Source organism: Streptomyces sp. NBC_00539, assembly GCF_036346105.1.
Taxonomy (GTDB): domain Bacteria; phylum Actinomycetota; class Actinomycetes; order Streptomycetales; family Streptomycetaceae; genus Streptomyces.
Genome location: NZ_CP107811.1, coordinates 719,107 through 739,713, shown reverse-complemented (window position 1 = coordinate 739,713; position 20,607 = coordinate 719,107). Strand labels below are relative to the sequence as shown.

Genomic DNA, 20,607 nt, shown 5'->3' with positions numbered 1-20,607 from the left:
CCAGAACGGAACACCACCACGTGACGAGCGAAGCCCCGGGACCCACCGCCGCGCTCAGCGGCCGCATCCGCAGCGGCCCGAGCGGACTGCTGCACGACGAGGTTCTCGCCCCGCAGTTCGGGTTCGAATCCCGCCACCTGCTGCACCACTACGTCGCCATCGAGAAGACCCTCACCGCCGAGTACGCCCGCATGGACCTCGTCACCACCGACGAGGCCCGCGACATCGCGGCCCGACTGGACACCGTGGGGGCCGGCACCCTCACCGCCGAGCCCGGTGCCAACATGTCGGACATCGCCTTCGCCCTCGAACGCCACGTCGAGGCCGGGCTGCCCCGTCCCGTCGTCCGCTGGCACGTGGACCGCAGCCGCAACGACCTCCAGGCCTGCGCCCAGGTCATGTACGGACGCGACCAGCTCACCCGCTTCGCCGACGCCCTGCTGGAACTGTGCGAGGTGACGGTCGAGCTGGCCGGGGCGACCTGTGACATGCCGATGCCCGGCTACACGCACTTCCAGGCCGCGCAGGTCATCACCCCCGGCTTCCACCTCGCCGCGGTCGCCGAGCACCTCCTGCACACCCAGCGCCGGCTGGTGCAGACCTACGACGGCATCGACGCCTGCCCGCTGGGCGCCGGCGCCATGGCCGGTCAGGAACTGCCCTGGGACCGCGACCGGATGGCCCGGCTGCTCGGCTTCTCCCGACCGCAGCCGCACGCCCTGACGGCGGTGGCCTCACGCCGCTGGAGCGCCGAACTCACCGCGGAACTCAGCCTCCTCGGCACCGCCCTCAGCCGGTTCACCACCGACCTGCTGACCTGGGGCAGCAGCGAATACGGCTTCATCGAACTGCCCGACGAGCTGTCCGGCATCTCCTCCGCGATGCCGCAGAAGAAGAACTACCCCGTCCTGGAGCGCATCCGCGGACGTACCGCGCACCTCACCGCCTTCCACCTCGACGTGCTGCTCGGCCAGCGCAACACCCCCTTCTGCAACCTGGTCGAGGTCTCCAAGGAAGCCGGCACCCACCTGCTGGACGCCTTCGACTCGGCGCACGGTACCGTCCGCCTCCTCACCGAGGTGCTGCGCCGGCTCACCTTCCGGCCCGACGCCATGCGCGCCGTGTGCGCACGCGAGTTCCTCGGCGGGTTCAGCCTGGCCAACGCCCTCACCCTCACCGAGCAAGTCCCCTGGCGCACCGCACAGGTGATCGCCGGCAGGTACGTCGTGCTCGCCGCCGCGGCCGGCGCCGCTCCCGCACCGGGCGAACCCGGCCTGCTGACCGAGGCCGCCGCCGCACACGCAGTGGCCCTGAGCACCCCCGAGGCCCTGCTCGCCGCCGCCTTCGACGTGGACCTCGGACTGCAGCGCATGGTCTCCGCCGGTTCGGCCCGCCCCGCGTCCGTACGCGAACTGCTGCGAACCCAGCGGGAAGAGCTGGCACTGCTTCGCGCCGACTGGGTGCGGCGGGCCCGGGCCGTGCGCGCCGGAGCCGAGGAGAGGGACCGGGCGCTGTACGGAGCGGCCCGGCCGCAGCACCGCACCACGGGAACGGAGGGAACCAGCGATGCCGTCGGTGACGACGTACGCTCCGGGGACTGAGCCCGGCGCGCCCGCACCCGCCGTCGGCCACGCCTTCGGCACGTTCGGGGAACTGCTCCAGGGCGCGCTGCCGGAGCCGGACGGGGACTTCCTGGTCACCTTCCCGCTGGCCCACTGGGCCACGGCCACCTTCCACCACCGGCCCGGACAGCACGGCGTACGCGTCCACCCCCCGCACAAGGGCAAGTCCCGGCGGGTCGCCGAGGTGGTCCTCGCCTCGCTCGGCGTCGAGGGCGGCGGCCTGCTGGAGATCGGCGGCGGCCTGCCCGAGGGCAAGGGGCTGGCCAGTTCCTCCGCCGACCTGGTGGCCACCGTACGGGCCGTGGGGGCCGCCTTCGGCCGGTCCTTCGACCCGGACCGCACCGAGGCCTTCCTGCGCGGCATCGAACCGGCCGACGGAGTGATGTACGACGAGATCGTCGCCTTCCACCACCGCGAGGTGCGCCTGCGCCGCCGGCTCGGGGTCCTGCCCCCGCTCGCCGTCGTCGCCCACGACGAGGGCGGGCAGGTCGACACGGTCGCCCACAACCTGCGGGCGGGGGGCATCGGCCCGGACGAACGACGGGAGTACGCCCGGCTGCTGGACCGGCTGGCCGCCGCGATCGCCGGCGCGGACCTGGCCGAGGTCGGCGCCGTCGCCACCCGCAGCGCCGAGATGAACGCGGCGCGCAGGGTCCGCTCCGGATTCCGCGACCTGCGCGCCCTGTGCCGCGAGGTCGACGGCCTCGGGCTGGTGCTCGCCCACAGCGGCACCATGCTCGGCGTCCTCCTGGACGCGGCCGACCCGGAGCTGGCCGCCAAGACCGACCGGATCCGGACCGCCTGCGCCCCCCTCGGCGGGGAGGTCTCCGTACACCGCTCGCTCGGAGCCGGCGACCGCTGGAACCCGGCCCACGACGAGCCCGTACCGGACCCCGACGCCACTCCCGCGGCGAGCACCGCCGCCGACCGCCTTCACGAGCTGGAGACCTGACCATGCTGTTCGACACCGTCACCGACGCGATCGGCCGGACCCCCCTGGTCCGGCTCCGCCTGGGCGAGGCACGCGGGGTGGAGGTCTACGCCAAGCTGGAACTGCAGAACCTGTTCGCCATGAAGGACCGCGTCGCCCGCAACATCCTCTTCGAAGCCCGCCGGCTCGGCGTCCTCGCCCCCGGAGCCCCCGTCATCGAGAGCTCGTCCGGCACCATGGCCCTGGGCGTGGCCCTCGTCGGACGGGCGCTCGGCCACGACGTCCACATCGTCACCGACCCCCGCATCGACCCCGTCACCCTCGCCAAACTGCGCGCCCTGGGCTGCCGGGTGCACGTGGTCGAGGCGATGACCAGCCACGGCTGGCAAAGCGCCCGCCTGGAACGGCTGGCGGAGCTGATGCGCGAACTGCCCGGCGCGTTCTGGCCGCAGCAGTACACCAACCCCGACAACCCCGGTGCCTACCGCGGCCTGGCCGACGAACTCGTCGCAGACCTGGGCGAGTTCCACACCCTGGTAGCAGCGGTCGGCAGCGGCGGCTCGCTGTGCGGCACCGCCCGCGCCGTCAAGGAGACCCTGCCGGGGCTGCGGGTGGTCGGCGTCGACTGCGTCGGCAGCGCCCTCTTCGGCCAGCCCGACGTACCGCAGCGCCTGCAGAGCGGACTGGGCAACAGCCTGCTGCCCGCGAACCTCGACCGCCCGCTCGTCGACGAGGTGCACTGGCTCAACGACCACGAGGCCTTCGCCGCCGCATGGGACCTCGCCCGCGAGCAGCAGATCTTCGGCGGCAACACCTCCGGTTCCGTCTACCGGGTGCTGGGCGACCTCGCGGAGCGCGCCGAACCGGGCACCCGCATCGTCGGCATCCTGCCCGACCGGGGCGACCGCTACGCCGACACCGTGTACGACGAGGCGCACTGGGCCGCCCACGCCCTCGCGCAGGTGCCGCGCGCCACCCGGCCGGCCGCCGTCCCCGCCGGGCAGGTCGCCCGCACCTGGTCGCGCAGCGACTACGATGCGCCCGCGGACATCCGGCGCCACCTGCTGTTCGTGGAGTCCAACACCACCGGCACCGGCATGCTGGCCCTGGACCTCGCCCGGGACCTGGGCTGCGCACCCGTCCTGCTGACCGGCGACCCGGACCGCTACCGGGGGCTGGAGGCCACCGGCGCCGAGGTGGTGCGCTGCGACACCAACTCCGCGCCCGCGCTGCGCGCCGCGATCCAGGAGCGCTTCCGGCGCGAGGAGATCGCCGGCATCACCACCACCAGCGACTTCTACGTGCCCGCCGTGGCGGGCCTGGCCCGCTGGCTCGGCCTGCCCGGCAACCCGCAGGAGGCGATGGCCGTCTGCCGCGACAAGTCGGCCCTGCGCGCCACGCTGGGCACCGCCGGTGTGCGCCAGCCGCGGTACGCGATCGTCCGGGACCCGGCGCGGATCGCCGACGCCGTGGCCCGCACCGGACTGCCCTGCGTGGTCAAGCCCGCCGACGACTCCGGCTCCAACGACGTCCTGCTCTGTACCGACGAAGCCGCCGCCGCCGCCCAGGCCGCCCGCATCCTCGCCGTCACCACCAACGTCCGGGGCATGCCGACCGCGGGCACCGTACTCGTCGAGGAGTACCTCGACGGGCCGGAGTACAGCGTGGAGATGTTCACCTGGGACGGGCGCACCGAGTGCGTGGGCATCACGGCCAAGTCCGTCACCGGCAGCCCGCACTTCGTGGAGCACCGCCACCTGTTCCCCGCCCCGCTCCCGGCCGGGGTGGCGCAGCAGATCACCGAGACGGTGACCGCGGCCCTCGAAGCGGCCGGTGTCCGCCTCGGCGCCACCCACACCGAGGTGAAACTGACCCCCGAAGGGCCCGCCGTCATCGAGATCAACCCGCGCCTGGCCGGCGGGATGATCCCGGAACTGGTACGGCTCGCCACCGGGACACGGCTGCTGGAGCAGCAGCTGCGGGTGGCCGTCGGACTTCCGCCCGAGCTGAAAGCCGCCCACGAGGGGCACGCAGGCATCCAGTTCCTGCTCGCCGACACCGACGGGGTCCTCGAGGCCGTCGAGGGTGCCGGGGCGGCGGCCCGGACCGAGGGCATCGAGGCCGTCACGGTCACCGCCGCCCCCGGAACTCCCGTACGGCGCGCACGGAGCGCCGCCGACCGGCTCGGGTACCTCATCGCGAGCCACCGCGAGCCGCAGCGGGTCACCGAAGCCCTCGATGCCGCCCGGAGCCTGCTGCGGCTCTCCGTGGGCCCCGCGCCCCGTAGTTGACGAACCCCTTCCTTCCTTTCCGTTCCCTTCCACACACCGAGGTGACCTCCCATGAGCAACCCCTTCGAGAACGACCAGGCCTCCTACACCGTCCTTCGCAACGAGCAGCTCCAGCACTCCCTGTGGCCGGCCGCCCAGCCCGTGCCCGCGGGCTGGACCCTGGTGCACGGGCCCGACGGGCGCCAGAACTGCCTGGACTACGTCGAGCGGAACTGGACCGACATGCGACCGGCCTCGCTGGTGGCCGCCCTGGCCGGGAACGCCCCCCGGTGACCGCCCACGAAACGACTCTGTGCACCCTGTTCGCCGAGGTCCTGGGCCTGCCCGAGGTCCACCCCGGGCAGAGCTTCACCGGCCTCGGGGGCGACAGCATCCAGGCCATCCAGGTCGTCAGCCGGGCGCGCCTCGCGGGGCTGGTGGTCACCACCCGCGAGGTGCTGCGCAGCGAGAGCGTCAGCGCCCTCGCCGCCGCGGCCCGTACGGACGACCGGGCCCACGGCCGGTCCGGGCCGACGGCGCCGCCGCGCCGCTTCGGCCCCCTCGCCGCCACACCGATCATGGAGTGGCTCGGCGAGGTGGACGGCCCCGTCGACAGCTACAACCAGTCGCTCGTGGTCCGTACGCCTGCGGGCTTCGACGCCGCGGCGGCCGAACGTCTCGTACAGGCCCTGCTCGACACCCACGACGTCCTGCGGCTGCGGCTGCCCGGGGGGCTCGCGGCGCCCGTCCCGGCGGCCGAGATCCCCGAACCCGGGACGGTGGCCGCCGCGGGGCTCGTGGAGCGGGTGGACGCCCGCACCGCCACCGACGAGGAACTGCCCGCCCTCATGGGCCGGCGCATGGAGGCCGCGCGGGCGCTGCTCTCGCCCCGGGACGGGACCATGCTGCGGGCCGTACTGCTCGACCGCGGTGCCGACCGGCAGGGACGCCTCGCCCTCATCGTCCACCACCTGGCCGTCGACGGGGTGTCCTGGCGCATCCTCCAGGACGACCTGCGCACCTGCTGGGCCGCCCTGGCCTCGGGCGCCGCCCCCGAACCCGACCCGGTTCACACCCCGTTCGCGCACTGGGCGGAGCTGCTGCGCGCCGACGCGACCTCGGGCCGCCGGATGGGCGAGGCCACCCGCTGGTACGACGTCCTGGGCCCGGCCCCCGCCCCGCTCGCCGGCGTGCGCCCACCCGGCCCCCTCGACCCGGAGACCGCACGGAACACCCATGTGCTCACCCTGCCGCCGGAGTTCACCGGCCCCCTGCTGACGGCCGTCCCCGGCCTGGTCAACGGCACCGTCAACGACGTCCTGCTCACCGGCCTGGCCCTGGCGGTGCTGAACTGGCGCCGCGACGGCGACGGCGAGGGCGGCGGCGACGGCCCGTCCGGCGAGGACCCCGCCGGCGGCCGGGTCCTGGTCGACGTCGAGGGGCACGGCCGGGAGGACGTGGTCGACGGCCTGGACCTGTCCCGTACCGTCGGCTGGTTCACCACCGTCTACCCGGTCCGCCTCGACCTGGGACCGACCGACCCGGCCGACGCCCGCGCCGGCGGGCCGGCACTCGGCGCCGCCCTGCGCCTGGTCAAGGAAGACCTGCGCGCCGTCCCGGACAAGGGAATCGGCTTCGGGCTGCTGCGCCACCTCAACTCCCGGACCGGCCCGGGCCTCGCCCGGCGCGGGATCCCCGAGATCGGCTTCAACTACCTCGGCCGGTTCCCGATGGGGGACGACGGGGACTGGTCCGCCGCCCCCGGGCACGCCTTCGCCCTGGACGACGCGGACGAGGGTCTGCCGATGGCCCATGCCGTGGAGGTCAACGCGGCCGCCCACGAAGGGCCCGGGGGACTGACCCTCAGCGCCACGTGGACCTGGGCCGGCAACGCCTATCCGGGAACCCGGGTCCGCGCCCTCGCCGAGGAGTGGTTCGCCGTGCTGCGCGCGCTCGCCCGGTACACGGGCCGGCCCGGGGCGGCCGCACTGACCCCGTCCGACGTGTCGCTGGCCGACATCAGCCAGGCGGACCTCGACTCCTTCGAATCCCAGCTCGGAGAACTGCTGTGATCCCTCTGTCCCACGCCCAGCAGCGGCTGTGGTTCCTCGGCCGCGACGGCGATGACGGCGCGCAGTACAGCATCCCCGTCGGGCTGAGGCTGCGCGGCACGCTCGACCGCTCGGCGCTGCGCGGCGCCCTGGCCGACGTCACCGACCGGCACGAGGCCCTGCGCACCCTCTTCCCGGACGAAGGGGGCCGCCCCCGGCAGGAGGTCCTCGCCACCGGCGCCGCCGCACCGGACCTGGCCGTCGTCCTGTGCGCCCACGAGGAGCGCGAGCGGCTCGTCGCCGCCGCCGCCCGGCGGCCGTTCGACCTCGCCGCGGAAATCCCCCTGCGCGCGCACCTGTTCGCGCACGGGAGCGAGGACCACTACCTGCTGCTCGTCCTGCACCACATCGCCGGGGACGGCCGGTCCATGGACCTCCTGGTCCGGGACCTCGCCGCCGCCTACACCGCCCGGGTCCGCCACGAGGACCCGAACTGGCCCGAACTGACGCTCCACTACCCCGACTTCGCGATCTGGCAGCGCGAGCTGCTGGGGGACCCCGCTGATCCGGCGTCCCTCCACGCCCGGCAGCTCGCCCACTGGACCCGCGCCCTGGCCGGGCTGCCCGAGGAGCTGGAGCTGCCGGCCGACCGGCCGCGGCCGCCCGTCGCCTCCCACCGCGGAGCACTGGTGACGGCGCGCCTCGACCCCGCCCTGCACACCGCGCTCGCGGACCTCGCCCAGGCCCGGCGGGCGACGCCGTTCATGGCGGTGCAGTCCGCCTTCGCCGCCCTGCTCACCCGGCTCGGGGCGGGCACCGACCTCCCGCTGGGCTGCCCCGTCGACGGGCGGGACGACGAGGCCCTGCACGATGTCATCGGCCTCTTCGTGCACACCCTCGTCGTCCGCGCCGACACCTCCGGCGACCCGGCCTTCGAAGAACTTCTCGACCGGGTGCGCGACGCGGTCCTGGACGCCCACGTCCACCAGGACGTCCCCTTCGAATCCCTGGTCGAACGGCTCAACCCGGCCCGCTCCCCGTCCCGGCACCCGCTGTTCCAGGTCGCCGTCGCCGGACAGCGCGGCGAAGGCCCCGCCCCCGAACTGCCCGGCCTCGTCACGGAGGTGGAGGCGGTCCGCACCGGTACCGCCAAGTTCGACCTGACCCTGGAGGTGGACGAGCGCCGCGACCCCGTCACCGGCGCCCCGGCCGGGATCGGCCTGTCCCTGGAATACGCGGACGACCTGTTCGACGGGGCCACCGCGCAGGCACTGCTCGACCGGCTGGTACGGCTGACCGCCGAGGCCGTCCGCGACCCCGCCGCCCCCCTCGCCGCCCTGGACGTCCTCGCCCCCGGGGAGCGCGCCGAGCTGCTGGAGGGCCGCGCGGGCCGCCCCGCGCGCCCGCAGGACTCCCGCGCGACCGTGCACGCGCTGTTCGCGGAGCGGGCCGCGGAGCACCCCGGCCGCACCGCCGTGGTCTGCGCCGACCGCGAGGGCACGTACGGGGAACTCGACCTGCTCTCCGACGCGGTCGCCGACGGCCTGGAGGACCTCGGAGTGCGCTCCGGCGATACCGTCGCCGTGCTGATGGAGCGCTCCGTCGAGCTGATCGCCGCCTGCCTCGGCGTGCTCAAGGCCGGCGCCGCCTACCTGCCGCTGGACGCGCGGGCCCCGCGGGCGCGGTCCGCCGCCGTCGTGGCCGGCGCCGGCGCCGCCGTACTGGTCACGGACTCCCCGCAGTCCGACGGCGCACTCCGCGAAACCCTCGGTGCCGGACGTGTGCTGCGGCCCGGACCGGGTACGGGGGCCGCGCGCACCACGGTCCGCGGCCCCGGGCACGCCGACGCCCTGGCCTACGTGATGTACACCTCCGGTTCCACCGGCACCCCCAAGGGGGTCACCGTCCCGCACCGTGAGGTCGTCGCCCTCGCCCGGGACAGCCGCTGGCGCGGCGGGGCCCACGAGCGGGTGCTGTTCCGCTCCCCGCACGCCTTCGACGCCTCCACCTACGAGTTGTGGGTGCCGCTGCTGAACGGCGGCGTCGTGGTGGTGGCCCCGCCCGGGGACCTGGACGTCGCGGAACTCGCCCGCCTGATCGCCGACCGGAAGGTCACCGGCACCTTCCTGACGGCCACCCTCTTCAACGTACTGGCCGACGCGCACCTGCCGGAACTGGCCTCCCTGCGCGAGGTGATGACGGGAGGCGAGGCCGCCTCGCCGCCCATGGTCCGCCGGGTCCGCGAGGCCTGTCCGGACACCACCGTCACCAATGCGTACGGGCCGACGGAGACCACCACCTTCTCGGCGGTCTTCCCCCTCGCGCCCGGCCGTCCCGTCCCCGACGGCCGGATCCCCATCGGCCGGCCCCTGGACGGCACCCGGCTGTACGTCCTCGACGACCGGCTCGCCCCGGTCCCCCCGGGGGTTCCCGGCGAGCTGTACATCGCCGGCAGCGGTCTGGCGCAGGGTTACCTGAACCGCCCCGGCCTCACCGCGGAACGCTTCGTGGCCTGCCCGTACGGGCCCGCGGGGGAGCGGATGTACCGCACCGGCGACCGGGCCCGGTGGAACGCGGGCGGTCAGGTGGAGTACCTCGGCCGGGCCGACCGCCAGGTCAAGATCCGCGGCCTGCGCATCGAACCCGGCGAGATCGAGAACGTGCTCGCCGCGCACCCCGCGGTGGGACAGGCCGCCGTCACCGTGGTGACCGGCCCCGCCGGCCCCGCGCTCGCCGGATACGCCGTGCCGGCCGACGGCGCCGAGGCCCCGAGCGCGGCCGCCCTGCGCGACCACCTCGCCGCGGCCCTGCCCGACTACATGGTTCCGCATTCGCTCACGCTGCTGGACCGCTTCCCCGTGACACCCAACGGCAAGATCGACACGGCGGCCCTGCCCGCCCCCGCCCCGGCCGCCGCCGACCGGGCCCACGTGGCCCCGCGGAACGGCACCGAGCGCGCCCTGTGCGCCGTCTGGGAGGCTGTCCTCGGCCATGAGCGGGTCGGCGTCCGTGACAACTTCTTCGACCTCGGCGGCCATTCGCTGCTCGCCACCCGTCTCCTCGCCGAGGTGCGCTCGGCTCTCGGCTCGACCGTGGGCATCCGTGCCTTCTTCGCCGCGCCGACGGTGGAGCAGCTCGCCGTGGCGCTGACCGAGAGCCCGGAGCAGGACGTGCCCGCCGACGAACCGGCGGTGGTCCGCCGCCCCCGCCGCCCCCGGCCGGCCTGACCCGCCTGCCGGCCCGCCCGCCTGCCCGCCTGCCGGCCTGCCCGCCTGCCGGCCTGACCCGCCGGTCCGCCGCACCCGCCGGGCCCGAACCGCCCCCCGACCCACCCCGCACCACCGGAGGTAACCGCCGTGAACCACCCGCCGACCGAGCCGTCACCCGACTCCGTCCGGTCCCGCGTCGAGGACGTGCTGCCCCTGTCACCGCTCCAGGACGGCATCCTCTTCCACTCCCTCTTCGACGAGAGCGAACGCGACGTCTACGTGGCCCAGTTGCTGCTGGACCTCAGCGGCCCCCTCGACGCCCGCCGGCTGCGGGACGCCGCCGACGGCGTCCTCGCCCGGCACGCCAACCTCCGCGCCGGCTTCCTGCGCCGCGCCTCCGGCGACCCCGCACAGGTCGTGCAGCGCGACGTACGCGCCCCCTGGCGGGAGGAGGACCTCTCCGCCCTCGACGGTCCCGCCCTGCGGCGTGCCCTCGACACGCTGCTCGCCGAGGACCGGGCCCGCCGCTTCGACCTCGCCCGGCCGCCGCTGCTGCGCTTCACCCTCATCCGCACCGGGCCGCACAGCCACCGGCTGCTGCTCACCTACCACCACATCCTGATGGACGGCTGGTCCTGGCCCGTCCTGGTCCGGGAACTCCTCGCCGCCCACGACGCCCGCCCCGACGGCAGCGGGCCCGCGCCCGTCACCCCGTACTCCTCCTTCCTGCGCTGGCTCGGCACCCGCGACACGGCGGCCGCCCGGGACGCCTGGAGCCGGTCGCTGGCCGGCCTCGCCGGCGGCAGCAGGACGGCGCCGGTGTCCGTACCCCCGGGCGCGGTGCTCCCGGACCGGGTCGAGACCGAGCTCGCCCGGGCCACCACCGACCGGCTCACCGAGCTGGCCCGTGCCCACCGGCTGACGCCCGGTACCGTGCTGCAAGGCGCGTGGGCCCTGCTGCTCGGCCAGCAACTGCGCTCCGAGGACGTGGTGTTCGGCGCCATCGTCAGCGGCCGCTCCCCGGAGCTGCCCGGTGTCGCCGACATCGTGGGGCTGTGCATCAACACCGTTCCGGTGCGGGTGCGGATCGATCGCGCCGAGCCCCTCGTGGAGCTCTTCGGCCGGCTCCAGGAGGAGCAGGCCGCGCTGATCGAGCACCACCACCTCAGCCTCGTGGAGGTCCAGCGCCTCGCCGGCGCCGGGGAACTCTTCGACTCCTGCGTCGCGTTCCAGAACTACCCCGTCGACGCCGACGGGCTCGCCGCACTCTCCGGCGGTGACCTCCGCGTCACCGGCGTGGACCCGCACGACGCCGCCCACTACCCGCTCACCCTGACCGCCGTCCCCGGCACCCGGCTGCGCCTCCAGATCGACTACCGCCCCGACGTCTTCGGCGCGGACCAGGCCCGGGCCGTGCTCGACCGGCTGGTCCGCCTCCTGGAAGCGGTGGTGGAGGACCCCCGGCTGCCCGTCGGCGCGCTGGACCTGCTCTCCGCCGCCGAACGGCACCGGGTGCTGGTGGAGTGGAACGACACCGCCTGCGACGAGGACTACGCCGAGGTGGTCGAGCGGGTACGGGAGCAGGCGGCGCTGACCCCGGCCGCGACGGCCGTCACCGACGACCGCGGCCGGGAGATCGGCTACGCGGGGCTGATCGCCCGCACCGACACGCTCAGCCTGCGGCTGCTCGAAGCCGGCGTGGGCGCCGGAGACCTCGTCGCGGTGCTCAGCGAACCCACCGCCGCCGTCCCGGTCGCCCTGCTCGGCATCCTGGGGGCGGGCGCCGCCTACGTGCCGCTCGACCCCGAAGGGCCCGTCGCCCGTACCGCCGACCTGCTCGGCGCGGGCGGGATCGGCTGGCTGCTGGCCGCCCCCGCCCAGCAGGAGCGGGCCCGGGAGATCGCCGACGCGTGCGGGGGAGCCGTCCGCGTCCTGGCCCTCGCGGACACGGGCGACACGGCCCCGGCGTCGCGCGCCCCCCTCGCCGGCGGACCCGACGCACTGGCGTACGTCTGCTTCACCTCCGGCTCCACCGGCAAGCCCAAGGGCGCCATGGTGCACCGGCGGGGCATGAACAACCACCTGCTGAGCAAGCTGGACGACCTCGAACTGACCACCGGTGACCGGGTGGTGATGAACGCCCCGCTCACCTTCGACATCTCCGTCTGGCAGATGCTCGCGCCGCTGATCACCGGCGGCCGGGTGCACCTCGTCAGCCGGGACACGGCCCGCGACCCGGCCGTGCTCTTCGCCGACGCTGCGCGCCGCGGCATCACCGTGCTGGAGACGGTGCCCTCCTTCGTCCGCGCCGCCGTGGACCTGTGGGACACCGGCGCCGTCCCGCCCGCGCTCCCCGAGCTGCGCTGGTTCATCGTCAACGGTGAAGTCCTGCCCCCGGAACTGTGCGAGCGCTGGTACGCCCGCTACCCGGACGCGGCGATCATCAACGCCTACGGCCTCACCGAGTGCTCCGACGACAACACCCACGCCTTCATCGGCCACGACGTGGGCGCCCTGCTCGAACAAGGGCGGCTGCCCGTCGGCCGCCCGCTGCGCAACAACCGCCTGTACGTCCTCGACCAGGGCCTCGCCCCGGTACCGCCGGGGGTGCCCGGTGAACTGTTCATCGCGGGAACGGGCGTGGGCCCCGGTTACCTGCGCGACCCCCGCCGCACCAGCGAGCGCTACGTCCCCGACCCGTTCGCCGCCGAGCCGGGCAGCCGGATGTACCGCACCGGCGACCTGGCCCGGCTCCGCGCGGACGGCCAGCTCGACTTCCTCGGCCGCCAGGACCACCAGGTCAAGATCCGCGGCAACCGCATCGAGCTCGGCGAGGTGGAGACGGCCCTGCGCGCCGTGCCGGGCGTCAGCGAGGCCGTGGTCGCCGTCGACCGCGACCAGGCCGGGCAGCAGCGGCTGATCGCCTACTACACCGGCTCGCCCGCTCCCGAGGAGGTGCGCTCCGCCCTCGGTCTGGCCCTGCCGAACTACATGGTCCCCGCCATGTTCCTGGCCCTGCCCGCGTTCCCGCTCACCACCAACGGCAAGCTCGACCGCAAGGCCCTGCCGGACCCCGCCACCGTGGCGCGTCCCGCCGGCCGCGCCCCGGAGACCCCGGCCGAGCAGACGCTCTGCACGATCTTCGCCGAGGTGCTGGGCCTGCCCGGCGCCGGCCCGGACGACGACTTCTTCGCGCACGGGGGGCACTCCCTGCTCGCCACCCGGCTCATGGGCCGCGTCCGCAGCGAGTGCGGCGCCCGGCTGACCATCCGGGACCTCTTCGAAACCCCGACCCCCGCCGGGCTGGCAGCCCGCCTCGCCGCCGCAGGGGCGGTCGCCGCGGACGGCCCGGGCCGGCCCGCCCGTCCGGTGCTGCGCCCGCGCGCCCGGGACCACGCCTGACCGGCCGTCCCCACCGCGCCCCGCCCGCCCGACACCACCGCGCCCCACCGCGCGCCGCCCGACCGCCCGCCCACGCCGGGGCCCCTGCGGCCCCGGCCGCGAGCCCCGTACCGACCTGGAGACACCATGACCCGGACCGAGACCCCCGTACCGCTGCGGATCGCGCGGCAGGCGGACCTCACCCCCGACGCGATCGCGGCACGCGGGCCGGAAGGCGAGCTGACGTACCGCCTGCTCGACCGCCGCGCCCGTGCCCTGGCCCGGGAGCTCCGGGCCGCCGGCGCGGGCCCGGAGGACACGGTGCTGCTCGGGGTGCGCCGGGGCCTGCACTGGGCGGTCGGCGTCCTCGGGATCTGGTATGCCGGCGCGGCGCTGCTGCCGGTGGACCTGGACACCCCCGACGAGAGGCTCCGTACGCTGACGGACGCCGCCGGCACCCGGTACGCGGTCGCCCCCGGCCACCTGGCGGCGGCCGACCTGCAACGGCGCTGCGGACGCGAGCTGTTCTGGGCCGGCACGGACGGACGGCCGCAGGAGGAGGCCGGCCGGGAGGCGCTGCCCGAGCCGGCGGCCTGCGACCCCGACTCGCTCGCCTACGTGCTCTTCACGTCGGGTTCGACCGGCCGGCCCAAACCCGTGGCCGTCGCCCACCGGTCACTCGCCGCCCAGAGCGCCGTCCTGGCGGAGCGCTACGCGCTGACCCGGGCGGACCGGGTGCTGCAGTTCGCGGCGCCCGCCTTCGACGTGGCCCTGGAGGAAGCCCTGCCCACCTGGTGCACGGGGGGCGCGGCCGTCTTCGTGGAGGACAACGTCCTGTCGCCGGCCGAGCTCGAACCCTTCCTGGCCGAGCGGGGGGTGAGCGTGGTGAACCTGCCCACACCGTACTGGGCGCAGTGGGCGAAGGACGTGGAGCGCCGGCCCCGGCAACTGCCCGCAGACCTGCGCCGGGTGGTCATCGGCAGCGACGCCGGACGCACCGCCGACCTCAAGCGCTGGGCCGCCGCGGGCGGCCCGCCCGTGGTCAGCTGCTACGGCCTGACCGAGTCCACGATCACCGCCACCTCCTACGAGGCGGGCCCGGCGGAACTGCTCGCCCTCACCGGCGACGAGGTCATCCCGCTGGGCACCCCGCTCCCGGGCGTGCGGGCGTACGTCCTCGACGAGGCGCTGACCGAGGCGCCGGCCGGGGCGGCGGGCGAGCTGTACCTCGCCGGCGACTGCCTGGCCCGCGGCTACCACGGCAGGCCGGCGCCGACCTCGGAACGCTTCGTCGCGGACCCCTTCGGTAGGCGGCCGGGCGAGCGGATGTACCGCACCGGCGACCGGGTCCGGCGCACCGCGGACGGCACGCTGGAGTTCCTGGGGCGCGCGGACGACCAGGTCAAGATCCGCGGCTTCCGGGTGGAGCTCAAGGAGGTCGAGGCCGCCGTCGCCGCCCACCCCGACGTCCTGGACGTGGTCGCCCGCGCGGTGCGCGACCGCGGCGAACCCCAGGTCGCGGCCTACGTGGTGACGGTGCCCGGCAGCACGCTGGACGGGCGGGGACTGCGCGGCCACCTCGCCCGCCGGGTGCCCGGTCATCTGGTTCCGGCCCATATCGTGATCCTGGCGGAACTGCCCCGTACTCCGGGCGGCAAGCTCGATCCGCGCGCCCTGCCCGCCCTGCCCTCCCCGGCCGCCGCCACCGTGTCCCGCTGACGCGGCTCCCCCGCACCCCTCCCCGGAAAGGGAACCTCCAGATGTCCGTCCCCGCAGCGGAACCGGCGTCCGCGCCCGTGTCCCCGCCGAGCCCCGCAGCCGAGCCGGCCGCCCTCGTCCGCACACGACGGCGCGACTTCCGCCTCTTCATGTCCTCCCACATATGCAACGAGCTGGGCAACAGCATCACTTACGTCGCCCTGCCGCTGATGGCGGTCCTCACCCTGCACGCCTCGGCGATGGAGGTCGGCCTGCTGGCAGCGGCCGAACAGGCGGCCTTCCTGCTGCTCGGGCTGCCCGCGGGCGCGTGGGTCGACCGGATGCGCCGCCGCAGCGTGATGATCGCGGCCGACCTGGCCCGCACCGTCCTGCTGACCGGCCTGCCGCTCGCGTACCTGTCCGGCCTGCACTCCATGCCGCTGCTGTACGCGGTGGCCCTGCTGCTGGGGTGCGCCCGGCTGTTCGGCGACGTGGCCGACCAGAGCTACCTGCCGACCCTGGTGGGGGAGTCCACCCTGATCGGCGGCAACTCCAAGCTGGAAACGGTGCGTTCGGCCGCCGAGTTCAGCGGGCCCGGCGTCGCGGGCTTCCTCGTCCAGCTGTTCGGCCCGGCCGGCACCCTCGCCGGACAAGCCGCCACCTCACTGGCTTCCGTCGTCCTCCTGGGACGGATCCGCGCCCGGGAGGAGCGGCCCGCCCCCGCCGGGCGCCGCCACCTGCTCCGTGACATCCGCGAGGGCCTCGGCTACGTACTGGGACACCGGGTCCTGCGGCTCATCGCCCTGAACACGGCCTCGGTGAACCTGTTCCTGAGCGGGGTCATGGCGGTCGAGGTCCTCTTCCTGACCCGGACGGTGGGGCTGGCGCCCGCGGCGGTCGGCTGGGTGCTGACCACGGCCACGGTCGGCTCGCTGCTCGCCGCGGTCGCCACGGAACGCCTGACGCGCGCCGTGGGAGCGGCCCGGCTGACCTGGCTGTCGCTGCTGGTCACGATGCCGTTCGGGCTCCTCCTGCCGTTGGCCGGGAACGGCTGGCGCCTCGCGCTGTTCGTGCTGGGATCGCTCGTCCAGTCGGCCGGGGTGACCGTGTACAACATCTGCCAGGTGGCCTACCGGCAGACCGTGTGCCCGCCGCACCTGCTCGGGCGCATGACGGCCACCATGCGTTTCCTGGTGTGGGGCGTCCTGCCGGTCAGCGGTGTGCTCGCCGGCGTCCTCGGCGAGGTGTTCGGCGTGCGGGCCGCGCTGTGGCTCTTCACCGCGGCGCTGTCCGCGGCTCCCCTGGTCCTGGTGTGCTCGCCGCTGCGCCGGATGCGGGAGTTCGAGGAGCAGCCCGCCGTCCCGGCCGAGGCCGCCGCTCAGTAGCCGTAGCCGAGCTGGAACGCCAGGTGGGTGAGCTGGGTGCGGTTGACGGCCCCGGTCTTGCTGCGCAGCCGGCGCAGGTAGGTGTCGACGGTGTGCGGGCTGAGCCCCATCCGGCGGGCGATGATCCGGTACGTGTCGCCCTGCGCGAGGTGGGCGAGGACCTCCCGCTCGCGCGGGGTGAGGGCGACGCTGTTCACAGCGGTGTCGTGCACGGGGTACTCCTCGGGTTGTCCGGGTGCGTGGTGACGGGGCGCAGGTGCGGCCGTGTTCCGTAGGAACAGACTTTCGTCTTGTTTATCCTGGGGCCAGGGGACGGGCACCTCACCAACATGCCTGGCAGCAAAGCGACCCGGGGTAAAAAGTGCAAAATGGGGCAAACGTGGATTCCGACCTGGTGCCTGATCTGGAGGACGCCGACCTGGACGTCTACGGATGGGTGCTCGAACACCGGAGCCTCGAAGTGGACGCCGTCGCCTCCGCGACCGGCCGCGATCCGGAGGAGGTCCGCCGCAGCACCCAACGGCTGCGCCGGGCGCACCTGCTCCACATCGGCCCCGACGACACCTCGGTGGCCTTCGCGGTCGCGCCCGACACCGCCGCCTCCCAGCTCGTCGCCCCGCTGGAGGTGCAGATCCGCGAGCGCGAGCGGATGATCAGCGGCATCCGCGCGGAACTCGGCCGCTTCGAACCGCACTACCTCCAGCGCCGCACCGCGGGCGAGTCCCTGGAGGTCCTGGAGAACCTGCAGGACGTACGCGGCGCCCTCAACCGCGCCTCGGACGCCTGTGTCAGGGAGATGCTGACCTCGCAGCCGGGCGGCGGCAGCCGGGTGCCGGAGGCCATGCAGGAGGCCCTGCGCCGTGACGAGGCCATGCTGAAACGCGGCATATCCATCCGTAGCCTCTACCACCACACCGCGCGCTTCAACGGCCCCAGCCAGGCCTATGTCGCGGCGGCCTCGGCCCTGGGTGCGGAGTACCGCACCGCCCACGAGCTGTTCGGCCGCCTGATCGTCTTCGACCGCGAACTGGCCTTCATTCCGGCCCAGGACGGCAGTTGGGGGGCAGTGGTCATCCGTGAACCCTCCACCGTGGCCTACCTCTGCTCCATCTTCGAGCAGACCTGGGACCTGGCCACGCCGTTCTCCAACGCGGCCGGCCAGGGGCTGGAGGAAGTGGCTCGAGAGATCCACGAGACGATCATCAAACTCCTCGGTGCGGGGCTCAAGGACGAGGCCATCGCCAGGAGGCTGGGGATGTCCCTGCGTACGGCGCGCCGTCACATCGCCGACATCATGGAGGAGCTGGGCGCCGGCAGCCGCTTCCAGGCGGGGGTCGCCGCAGCCATGCGCGGACTGCTCGGCGCCGACCCCGGCCTCGCCGCCGCCGAAGCCGACCCTGGCCTCGCCGCCGCCGACGTGCCCGAGGAGTGAACTGCCGCCGCCGGCCCCCCGTTCCTGTCGCGCGAATCCGGGAACGGGTACACGTGTCTGGTGCCGGCGCGGCCCCGTGCCGGATGCTTCCCCGATGAGAGCCGTGAGCTGACGGTCCGTCGCCCGCGCGCCCGTGCCGGGAACGCCGACGCCGAAGCCGCGGCCGATCGGCGCAAGTCAAGGGGGCGGGGCACATGGACATGCCGGACGACGGATCCGCGGTGTGCGGGACGGGGCTTCGTCCCGTGGAGGAGCCGGCGGCGCTGCACCTGCGGGAGCTGGGCCTCTTCCTGTCGGTCCACCTCGGACGCGCCCCCGGCATCCTGTGGCCCGAGTACGACCACCCCGCCCTCGTCGAAGGACCGGGGGCCTGCGAGCCGGAACTGGCCGACAGCCAGCTCGGTCTCCTGACGGCCCAACTGGGTTGCCTGACCGGGCTTTCGGCCCGCACCCTCGCCGTGGACACCGCCGACGGCGGCGAGGGCGCCGCCCGAGCGGTCCGGCCCGGAGACGGCGGCGGCGACCACCTGCTGGTCCACCAGATCGCGGGCGCCGGGACCTGGCGGCTCTCCCGTACGCGGACCGCGGCGGCCACCGAACCGGGCCCCACGTCGTTCGCGTGCCGCCTGCGCCCCGGTGAGGTGCTGTACGTCCCGGCGCACTGGTCGCGCCGGGCCGAGTTCACCGCGGGTGCCCGCTACGCCGTGACGCGTCTGCGGGCCCCGACGGGCTGAGCGACGTACGGGAAGGGGCCGCCTCGACGAGGCGGCCCCTTCCCGTACGTCCTGCACCCGCTGGTCGGGCGGGTGCGGGCGTCAGCCGCCCCAGGAGCTGTCGGTGGGGGTCTTGCCCCGCTCCGTACCCGAGTTGGTGGTGCTCCGCACGATCACGGGGCGCGGGGCGGGGGCGTGGACCTCCGCCGTGGCCGCCGGGGCGTCCGGGCCGGTGTCGGCCGAGGCCGCGCCGGCCGGCACCAGCAGGGCGGCAACCGTGACGGACACGGTGAGAAGGTAGCGCTTCAGCATGGGTTCCCCCCAGGAAGATGGTCTGGTGGTGACGCGGTCCGCCTCGTGGGGGAACCGCGCCGGTCGTTGTCCTGCGAAACCAACTCTGCCGTCCGCGAGCACCCGTGGAGTGCCACCCGAGCGTTCATCAAGCTGCCTGGCGTTAAGGTGAGGGGCGGCAAATCACCCTCAAACCATACGAACCGCTCAGTGGCTCGACGCCGGAACCGGTACCTGAACCGCACCCTCGGCGCGGCCCCCGGCCTGATCCCATTGGGGCATGGCCGGATCCGGTATGTCCAGTTGGCGCCATACCCGCAGCACCAGTGGCGCGAGCGTGACACCCAGGTAGACGGCCCCCGTCGCCACCAGGGACCAGGTCAGCCCCCAGCGGTCCAGCAGGACCCCCGCACCGAGCATGCCGAGCGGTGTGGCCGCCAGCGCGCAGGCGACGAGCAGCCCGAAGACCCGCCCGCGCACCTCCTGCGGCACCCGCTGGTACGCCACCGACATCATCAGCGGCCCGACCACCCCCGACCCGATCCCGGAGAGGGCCAGCAGCGCCAGCAGCACGACCGGCGCCGGCTCGGCCGCCAGAGCGGCGCAACGCACCGCTCCCACCAGTACGAAGGCCGCCACGAACAGGGCGCGGCGCGGAGCCCGGTGACCGGTCCAGCCGAACAGGGCCGCACCCAGCAGCGCCCCCGCCCCGATGGCCGTGACCATCGCCCCGAACAGGGAACTGCTGTGCAGCACCCGCGTGCCGTACGCCGGATAGAGCACTCCGTTCAGCGCCCCGTCGAGCGCGTTGGTCACCAGCAGGACGGTGGTCATGGCCCGCAGCAGCCGGTCGTCGCGCAACCGCGTCCATCCCGTGCGCAGGTCCCGTACGTACGAGGTCACCCCCGGGCCCGTCGTGCGGGTCGCGCCCGCGGCCGGGACCATCAGGGCCACGAGGAGGGCGCAGAACAGCATCGCCGCCACGTCCGCGCACAGGGTCCGTACCGGCCCCGCGGTGGCGATGAGCAGCCCCGCCAGCGGGGCGCCGGTCATCATGCCGATCCGGCGGGCCCCCTCGACGGCGCTGGTCGCCCGCTCCGCCGTGACGCCGGCGCCCTCCATCGCCCCGGTCAGCAGGAGTTGCTTCGCGGTGTCGGCGGGGCCGCGCGCAGCGCCCACCACGAACACCAGGCAGACCAGGACCGGCAGCGGCAGCGTGTCCCGGGAGTGCAGCAGCGGAACCAGGGCCAGGGCCGCGGCGCTCAGCACGTCGGCACCGGTACTGACGGCCCGCGCGGGCAACCGGTCCACGACCGGGCCGGCGAGCACGGCCGAGCACAGCAGCCCCAGCATCTCCGCCGCGGCGACCAACCCGGTGCGGGCGCCGCTGCCGGTGCCGTGGAGGACGAACCAGGGCACGGCGATCAGGGTCATGGCGATGCCGAGGGAGGAGACGCCGGAGACTGCCACCAGGGTGAACAGGGGCAGCAGCCGCCGCGGCGGCGGCGCGGGTGGCACGGGCGGATTCATGACGGTTCTTCGGTCCTTCCTTCGTGCGCCGCGGCGCCCGGCCCCCTGGGGGAGGGACGCCGGGCGCCGCGGTGATCAGTGGGACGGCGGTCGG

The 20,607-nt window shown here is 74.8% G+C and carries 14 protein-coding genes; 11 read left to right on the top strand and 3 right to left on the bottom strand.

Features of this window, described 5'->3' with window-relative positions; all coding sequences use genetic code 11:
• Nucleotides 1-20 precede the first annotated feature (20 nt).
• From OG861_RS03395 to OG861_RS03355, 9 genes are all read left to right on the top strand, one after another.
• Complete coding sequence (locus OG861_RS03395) at nucleotides 21-1,601, top strand: argininosuccinate lyase (RefSeq protein ID WP_330261196.1); 1,581 nt, start codon at nucleotides 21-23, stop codon at nucleotides 1,599-1,601.
• Entirely contained in the window at nucleotides 1,567-2,574 is a 1,008-nt protein-coding gene (locus tag OG861_RS03390; protein ID WP_330261195.1) for a GHMP family kinase ATP-binding protein, read from the top strand. The genes OG861_RS03395 and OG861_RS03390 overlap by 35 nt, the downstream gene beginning before the upstream one ends.
• Nucleotides 2,575-2,576: 2 nt before the next feature.
• The gene (locus OG861_RS03385; RefSeq protein ID WP_330261194.1) at nucleotides 2,577-4,844 is read left to right on the top strand and encodes a pyridoxal-phosphate dependent enzyme; all 2,268 of its coding nucleotides are present in this window, start codon (nucleotides 2,577-2,579) and stop codon (nucleotides 4,842-4,844) included.
• Nucleotides 4,845-4,895: 51 nt separating this feature from the next.
• On the top strand, nucleotides 4,896-5,117 hold the full coding sequence (locus tag OG861_RS03380; protein ID WP_329200665.1) for an MbtH family protein: 222 nt from the start codon (nucleotides 4,896-4,898) through the stop codon (nucleotides 5,115-5,117).
• Complete coding sequence (locus tag OG861_RS03375; RefSeq protein ID WP_330261193.1) at nucleotides 5,114-6,895, top strand: condensation domain-containing protein; 1,782 nt, start codon at nucleotides 5,114-5,116, stop codon at nucleotides 6,893-6,895. The genes OG861_RS03380 and OG861_RS03375 overlap by 4 nt, the downstream gene beginning before the upstream one ends.
• Entirely contained in the window at nucleotides 6,892-10,101 is a 3,210-nt protein-coding gene (locus OG861_RS03370; RefSeq protein WP_330261192.1) for a non-ribosomal peptide synthetase, read from the top strand. The genes OG861_RS03375 and OG861_RS03370 overlap by 4 nt, the downstream gene beginning before the upstream one ends.
• A gap of 129 nt (nucleotides 10,102-10,230) precedes the next feature.
• Nucleotides 10,231-13,485, top strand: coding sequence for an amino acid adenylation domain-containing protein (locus OG861_RS03365; protein ID WP_330261191.1), 3,255 nt, complete (start codon nucleotides 10,231-10,233; stop codon nucleotides 13,483-13,485).
• A gap of 126 nt (nucleotides 13,486-13,611) precedes the next feature.
• Nucleotides 13,612-15,183, top strand: a complete 1,572-nt coding sequence (locus OG861_RS03360; RefSeq protein WP_329200672.1) for an amino acid adenylation domain-containing protein — start codon at nucleotides 13,612-13,614, stop codon at nucleotides 15,181-15,183.
• A 41-nt stretch (nucleotides 15,184-15,224) separates the two neighbouring features.
• The gene (locus OG861_RS03355) at nucleotides 15,225-16,547 is read left to right on the top strand and encodes an MFS transporter (RefSeq protein WP_329200674.1); all 1,323 of its coding nucleotides are present in this window, start codon (nucleotides 15,225-15,227) and stop codon (nucleotides 16,545-16,547) included.
• Here OG861_RS03355 and OG861_RS03350 read toward each other — a convergent pair.
• Nucleotides 16,541-16,759 (bottom strand): response regulator transcription factor, encoded by a 219-nt coding sequence (locus tag OG861_RS03350; RefSeq protein ID WP_329200676.1) that lies wholly within the window; start codon nucleotides 16,757-16,759, stop codon nucleotides 16,541-16,543. The genes OG861_RS03355 and OG861_RS03350 overlap by 7 nt on opposite strands.
• A 182-nt stretch (nucleotides 16,760-16,941) precedes the next feature.
• Between OG861_RS03350 and OG861_RS03345 the strand changes: the two genes are divergently transcribed.
• Entirely contained in the window at nucleotides 16,942-17,979 is a 1,038-nt protein-coding gene (locus OG861_RS03345; protein WP_330261190.1) for a helix-turn-helix transcriptional regulator, read from the top strand.
• A 194-nt stretch (nucleotides 17,980-18,173) separates the two neighbouring features.
• Nucleotides 18,174-18,713, top strand: coding sequence for a hypothetical protein (locus OG861_RS03340; RefSeq protein WP_329200679.1), 540 nt, complete (start codon nucleotides 18,174-18,176; stop codon nucleotides 18,711-18,713).
• Nucleotides 18,714-18,794: 81 nt separating this feature from the next.
• On the opposite strand, the gene OG861_RS03335 is transcribed toward OG861_RS03340, so the two are convergent.
• The gene (locus tag OG861_RS03335; RefSeq protein WP_329200681.1) at nucleotides 18,795-18,980 is read right to left on the bottom strand and encodes a hypothetical protein; all 186 of its coding nucleotides are present in this window, start codon (nucleotides 18,978-18,980) and stop codon (nucleotides 18,795-18,797) included.
• Nucleotides 18,981-19,190: 210 nt separating this feature from the next.
• Nucleotides 19,191-20,513: an MFS transporter gene (locus OG861_RS03330; RefSeq protein WP_330261189.1), complete on the bottom strand. Its 1,323-nt coding sequence runs from the start codon at nucleotides 20,511-20,513 to the stop codon at nucleotides 19,191-19,193.
• Between the last annotated feature and the right edge of the window lie 94 nt (nucleotides 20,514-20,607).